Genomic DNA, 6,208 nt, shown 5'->3' with positions numbered 1-6,208 from the left:
CGCTGACGCGAGAACTCCACGAACGGATCGGGGGTGGACATCACCGTCACACCACCGGCCAGAGCCAAGGAGCACTCACCCTGCCGCAGCGCCTGGGCGGCGAGGTGGAGGGTGACGAGGGAGGAGGAGCACGCCGTGTCCAGCGTCAGGGAGGGGCCTTCGAAGCCGAAGGTGTACGAGACCCGCCCGGAGAGCACGCTCGGGGCGCTGGAGACGAGGAGGGTGCCGTCGAGGCTCTCCGGGACCGCGCCGAGGAACTGCGTGGAGTAGTGGTCGTACATCATGCCGACGTACACACCGGTGTCGCTGCCGCGCAGGGACTGCGGGTCGATGCCCGCGCCTTCCAGGGCCTCCCACGTCACCTCCAGCAGGAGGCGGTGCTGCGGATCGGTCGCCAGGGCGTTACGGGGGCTCAACTGGAAGAAGGGCGCGTCGAATTCGGCGACGCCCTCCAGGAAGCCGGCCCGCAGGACGTAGCTGGTGCCGGGTACGTCGGGATCAGCATCGTAGAGCTTCTCCAGGTCCCAGCCCCGGTCGGTCGGGAACGGGGTGGTGGCGTCGGTGCCCGACTTGACCAGGTCCCACAGGTCCTGGGGGCCGGTCACGCCGCCGGGGTAGCGGCAGGCCATGCCGACGATGGCGATGGGTTCGGAGTTCCGGTCGACGGACTCGGCCAACTGGCGTCGCGTGTCGGCCAGCTCGATCGTCACACGCTTGAGATAGTCCCTGAGCTTTTCTTCGTCCGCCATCGCCGAATTCCCGCCGTCTTGCTGACTGTTGAGATCGATTCTTCAGGGCCGTGATCGATAGACCAATAGCTTCCGAACGCGCATGAACGCGAATTCAACGTTCCCCTGCCCGTCGATGTTTTGGATAACATGAACGCGCTGAAGGAAAGCCTCTGCACCGGGACTGGCAGCGTCAAGGGCGAGCGGGCCGGTTCCCGCTGGCCAGCAAGGGACGGCAACAAGTTGTCAGCGGGGGATGGTTGACCGGCCATTGGCCAATGAATAGGTCTTACCACGTAATAGCCGAGCACCGCCTCACTTCTCTGAAGACAGGAAGGAGGTGTGAAGCATGAGCAAGGTCGTCTGCACCTAAGGAACCGGATCGGACTTCCGCTCCATTGCCGCGCCCGGCGGACACGCGACGTCGTCCGGGCGCGGTCGACAAGAACCAGAGAAGGAGACATCGTGGACGCCCCGCTCACTTTCGGGCAGCTTTCGACGTGGCGGTCGATGGAGACGTTCGCCCATGAGCGGTTGATGGAGGTCAACGTCCCGGCCACCTGGGACCTCCGGGGCATCGGGACCGACGCGGCGCTCGGCGCCCTGCGGTGCCTGGCGGAGCGTCACGAATCCCTGAGGACGACGTACCATGTCGTGGACGGCCAGCCGGCGCAGCGGGTCCTGGACGAGGCGGAGCCCCGGATCGAGCTGGTCGAGGACGGCCCCGCGGACCCCGACGAGAACACGCGGAACCTGCTCGGTTCGGCGTTCCCCGTGACGGACGACGTGGGCTGGCGGGGTGCGCTGGTCCTGCGGAACGGGGCACCACAGTACCTGTCCCTCTCCTTGTCGCACATGGCCGTGGACCTGTGGTCGGTGCAGGAGCTGGAGGCCCAGTTCCGCGCGCTGGTCGCGGACCCGGGGGCGGAGTACGGGCCCGCTCCGACCGCCCGTGAACTGGCCCTGGCCCAGCGGTCGGAGTCGTGGGCGTCCCGCCGGAAGGGTTTCGAGAAGTACTGGCGGAACCTGCTGGAGCAGGGACCCGTCCGCAACCTCCCGGCTGCCCCGCCCCGCACGGGCGAGCGGCGCATCCAGGCGACCCTCAGGTCAGGCCGGCTGGGTGCCCTGGTCGTACGGGCGGCGGAGGTGCACAAGGTGTCGACGCAGAGCGTGCTGGCGGCGGCAACGGCGGTGGCGCTCGGCAACGCCCTGGGCCGGTCCCGGATCATGCTGAGCCTCATGTCGGCCAACCGCTTCGAGCCGCGGTGGCGCCCCCTCGTCAGCACCATGAACCAACTGGCCCCGCTGGTCTGCGAACCGGCCCCCAAGACCCCCCTCGCCACCTACCTCAAACGCACGAACCTCCGCGCGATGATGGCCTACCGGCACGGCTGCTACGACGTGGACCGGGCGTCCGAGCTGACTGAGGGCACCGGCTTCGTCCACGACGCCTGGTTCAACCACCTGGTAGACGCCCCGTCGACGCCGCCCCCGGCCGACGCCTGGGCCGACGAGGAGGCGGAGCTCCGCTGGTCACCCCCGGCCCGCCAGGCCGGCCACCCCTTCTACGTCCGCGTCAACGCCCGCGACCGCATAGAGATCGAACTGCGCACGGACCCGGACCTCATCCCCGCCGACAAAGCCGTCCAGATCCTGAGGACCATCGCCCTGACGGTCCACCGCGCCCTAACCGCCCCCGAGTCCCCGATCTCGTCCCTCACCGACCACCACCCGACGGACCTCCCCCCGGCCCTCTTCCCCAAGACGCTTCCGGAAGAGCCCCCGGTGCACGGGCCTCCGTGCGAGCCGTCTACGGCGAGCCCGTCACCAGCGGCGACGCTGCCTCTCACCTGATGCTTGGCAGGGCGAGCCGCGACGCGTCGCGAGACCCCAGGCACAAACCTGCCCTACACCTCTGGCTGAGAGGCCCGCCTACTCGTCTCAGGAGCCCTTCGCGGCAGGTTCGAGGATGGCGACACACTCCACGTGGTGCGTCATCGGAAACAGGTCGAACGCCCGCAGCGTCCGCGGCCTGTACCCGTTCTCCCGGAAGTACGCCAAGTCCCGCGCCAGCGCCGCCGGGTCGCACGCCACATAGGCGATGCGGCGGGCGCCCAGGCCCGAGACGTACTCGACGGTGGAGCGGCCCGCGCCCGCGCGGGGCGGGTCGAGGACGACGAGGTCGGCCTCGGTGATGCCGGTGCGCGGGAGGACGGATTCGACCTTGCCCTGTTCGATGCGGACGCGCGGGAGGTCCTGGAGGTTGTGGCGGGCGTCCTCGACGGCGCGCTTGCCGGATTCGATGCCGAGGACCGCGCCCTTCTCCCCCACGCGCTGGCCGATCGCGCCGGCGAACAGGCCGACGCCGCAGTAGAGATCGAGGGCCGTGTCGCCCTTACGGGGCATCAGTCCCTGCATGACGGCCTGGACGAGGACCTCGGCGGCCTTCGGGTGGACCTGCCAGAAGCCGCCCATGCCGACGCGGTAGGTGCGGTCGTCGGCGCGCTCGCGGACGAAGGGGCGGCCGTGGACGCGGTGGACGCTGCCGTCCCTTTCGTGGATACGGAGCACCGAGACCGGCTTGTCGAGTTCGACGATCGGGAGGCGGGCGCCCGGGCGCGGGGTGAGGATCACCTGGCGGTCACCGGAACCGGTGGCGGCGATGGCCTCGATGGACGCCATGCCCTCCCAGGTGCGCTTCTCGATGCCGAGTTCGGTGACGCCGGGGGCTGCGATCATGCAGTGCTCGACCGGCTCGACCTCGTGGGAGCGGTGGCGTCGCAGGCCCGCCTTCCCGGAGGCGTCGACCGCGTACTGCACGCGCGTACGCCAGGCGGGCACCTCGCCCGCGGGCAGCTTGTCGCCCTCCGCCGGCATGACCGTGCCGTCCCAGCCGGCCTCCTCCGGGGTGAGGCCCGCGAGCCGCTTCAGCTGCTCGGCGATGACCTCGCCCTTGAAGCGGCGCTGGGCGCCCGGCTTGGCGTGCTGCCAGTCGCAGCCGCCGCACTTGCCGGGGCCTGCGTACGGGCACGGCGCCTCGACGCGGTCCTTCGATGCCTCCAGGACGCGTACGGCGTCGGCGCGCAGATAGCGGGAGCCCTCCTCGCCCTCGGTGACGCGGGCGACGACCTTCTCGCCGGGCAGCGCGTGCCGGACGAACAGGACGCGGCCCTCGTTCGTGCGGGCGATGCAGTGGCCGCCGTGTGCGACGGGGCCGACCTCGACCTCGTACTCCTCCCCGACCAGCGAAGACTCAGGTGCGTTCTGCATGACGGGGACGGCTCCAGGGATACGAGAGGGGGGCGTCGCCCTGTGCGGACGACAGCCCCCCAGTCTACGTGGGTGCGAGAGCTCCTCAGCTCTTGGTGCTGGGCTCCTTGGGGCGCTCGGTCACCGGGCCACGACGCACCGCTCCCGGCGCGTTCCATTCCTGGCGCTTCCTGGCCCGCTTCTTCGCGACCTCGGAGGACTCCAGCTGGTACGGGACGGAGGTCACCATGACGCCCGGGGTGAACAGCAGACGGCCCTTGAGACGCAGGGCGCTCTGGTTGTGCAGCACGTGCTCCCACCAGTGGCCGACGACGTACTCGGGAATGATCACGCTGACCGCGTCCCGCGGGCTCTCGCGCCGCAGGCTCTTCACGTACTCGATGATCGGCCGGGTGATCTCGCGATAGGGCGAGTCCAGGATCTTCAGCGGCACGTTGATGCCGCGCCGGTCCCACTCGTCCTTGAGCGCCTTCGTCTCGGCCGGGTCGACGTTGATGCTGAGCGCTTCGAGCCTGTCGGAGCGCATCAGCTTGGCGTAGGCGACGGCGCGCAGGGTCGGACGGTGGACCTTGGAGACGAGCACGATGGAGTGGACGCGGGAGGGGCGCACGGTGTCGTCGGTCGGCTCCTCGGGGGCGGCGATCTCCTCGGCGACACGGTCGTAGTGCCTGCGGATGGCCGACATCGTGGCGTAGAAGATCACCATGCCGAGCAGGGCGACCCAGGCGCCGTGCGTGAACTTGGTGACCAGGACGACGACCAGCACCAGGCCGGTGAAGAAGGCGCCGAAGGCGTTGATCGCGCGGGAGCGGATCATGTGGCGGCGCTTGGCCTGGTCGCCCTCGGTCCTCAGATGGCGGTTCCAGTGCCGGACCATGCCGGTCTGACTGAGCGTGAAGGAGACGAAGACGCCGACGATGTAGAGCTGGATCAGCTTGGTGGAGTCGGCGCCGTACACCCAGACCAGCAGGACCGCCGCGCCGGCCAGCAGCACGATGCCGTTCGAGAACGCGAGCCGGTCGCCGCGGGTGTGCAGCTGGCGCGGCAGATAGCGGTCCTGGGCGAGGATCGAGCCGAGCAGCGGGAAGCCGTTGTACGCGGTGTTCGCGGCCAGGAAGAGGACGAGGGCGGTGGCCGCGGCGAGGAGCACGAAGAAGAACGTGCCGTCACCGAAGACGGCCGCCGCGACCTGCGAGATCACCGGGTCCTGGACGTAGTCCGGGCCGACCGGCTTGCCGTTGCTGAGCAGGTCGTGCGCGGGGTTCTCGGCCATCTTGACGTCGGTGGCCATGGCGAGGCCGATGATGCCGCAGAACATGGTCACGGCGAAGGCGCCCATGAGCAGCAGCGTCGTGGCGGCGTTCCTGCTCTTGGGCTTGCGGAAGGCGGGGACGCCGTTGCTGATGGCCTCGACGCCGGTGAGCGCGGCACAGCCGGAGGAGAAGGCGCGCAGCAGCAGGAAGACGAGCGCGAAGCCGGCCAGGCCCTGCTGCTCGGCCTTGATCTCGAACCCGGCGGTCGGGGCCTTCATGCTCTCGTCGAGGACGAGGCCCTGGAAGGCGCCCCACGCGATCATGATGAAGACGCCGGCGACGAAGACGTACGTCGGGATGGCGAAGAGCTTGCCCGACTCCTTCACACCGCGCAAATTCATCAGTGTCAGGAGCACGATGATGCCGATGGCGCAGAGCACCTTGTTCTCGACGACGAAGGGGATCGCGGAGCCCAGGTTCTCGACGCCGGAGGAGATCGACACGGCGACGGTGAGGACGTAGTCGACGAGCAGCGCGCTGGCGACGGTGAGGCCGGCCTTGGGGCCGAGGTTGGTGTTCGCCACCTCGTAGTCGCCGCCGCCGCTGGGGTACGCGTGGACGTTCTGCCGGTACGAGGCGACGACGGTGAACATCAGCACCACGACGGCGACCGCGATCCAGGGGCTGAAGTGGTACGCCGACACACCCGCGATGGAGAGAACCAGCAGGACTTCTCCCGGGGCGTACGCCACCGAGGACAGCGGGTCGGAGGCGAAGACGGGAAGTGCGATGCGCTTCGGCAGGAGCGTTTCTCCCAGCCTGTCGCTGCGCAGCGCCCTGCCGATCAGGATCCGTTTGGGAATGTCGGTCAGTTTGGACACGCAAGGGATCGTAAGGGTTCCCTCTTGACGAAGCCCAGCCGCGGCCCCCTCCGGCGCGGAATCGCGCGGTCCTGAC

Annotated in this window: 4 protein-coding genes; 1 reads left to right on the top strand and 3 read right to left on the bottom strand. The window is 69.3% G+C overall.

Features of this window, described 5'->3' with window-relative positions; all coding sequences use genetic code 11:
- A partial coding sequence (locus ACZ6ZQ_RS32620; protein WP_469772119.1) for a beta-ketoacyl synthase N-terminal-like domain-containing protein occupies nt 1-749 on the bottom strand: 749 nt, incomplete at its 3' end.
- Nucleotides 750-1,193: 444 nt separating this feature from the next.
- On the opposite strand from ACZ6ZQ_RS32620, the gene ACZ6ZQ_RS32615 reads away from it, so the two are divergent.
- Nucleotides 1,194-2,582, top strand: coding sequence for a condensation domain-containing protein (locus ACZ6ZQ_RS32615; protein WP_469772118.1), 1,389 nt, complete (start codon nt 1,194-1,196; stop codon nt 2,580-2,582).
- 87 nt (nt 2,583-2,669) lie between these two features.
- Here ACZ6ZQ_RS32615 and ACZ6ZQ_RS32610 read toward each other — a convergent pair whose 3' ends face one another.
- Nucleotides 2,670-3,998 (bottom strand): class I SAM-dependent RNA methyltransferase, encoded by a 1,329-nt coding sequence (locus tag ACZ6ZQ_RS32610; protein WP_469772117.1) that lies wholly within the window; start codon nt 3,996-3,998, stop codon nt 2,670-2,672.
- Between the two features lie 85 nt (nt 3,999-4,083).
- The gene (locus tag ACZ6ZQ_RS32605) at nt 4,084-6,132 is read right to left on the bottom strand and encodes an APC family permease (protein WP_469772116.1); all 2,049 of its coding nucleotides are present in this window, start codon (nt 6,130-6,132) and stop codon (nt 4,084-4,086) included.
- Nucleotides 6,133-6,208: the final 76 nt, after the last annotated feature.

The organism is Streptomyces sp. NPDC053673, assembly GCF_055585225.1.
Note: the sequence above shows the minus strand (reverse complement) of the source record. Positions and strands in the feature narration are given on the sequence as shown.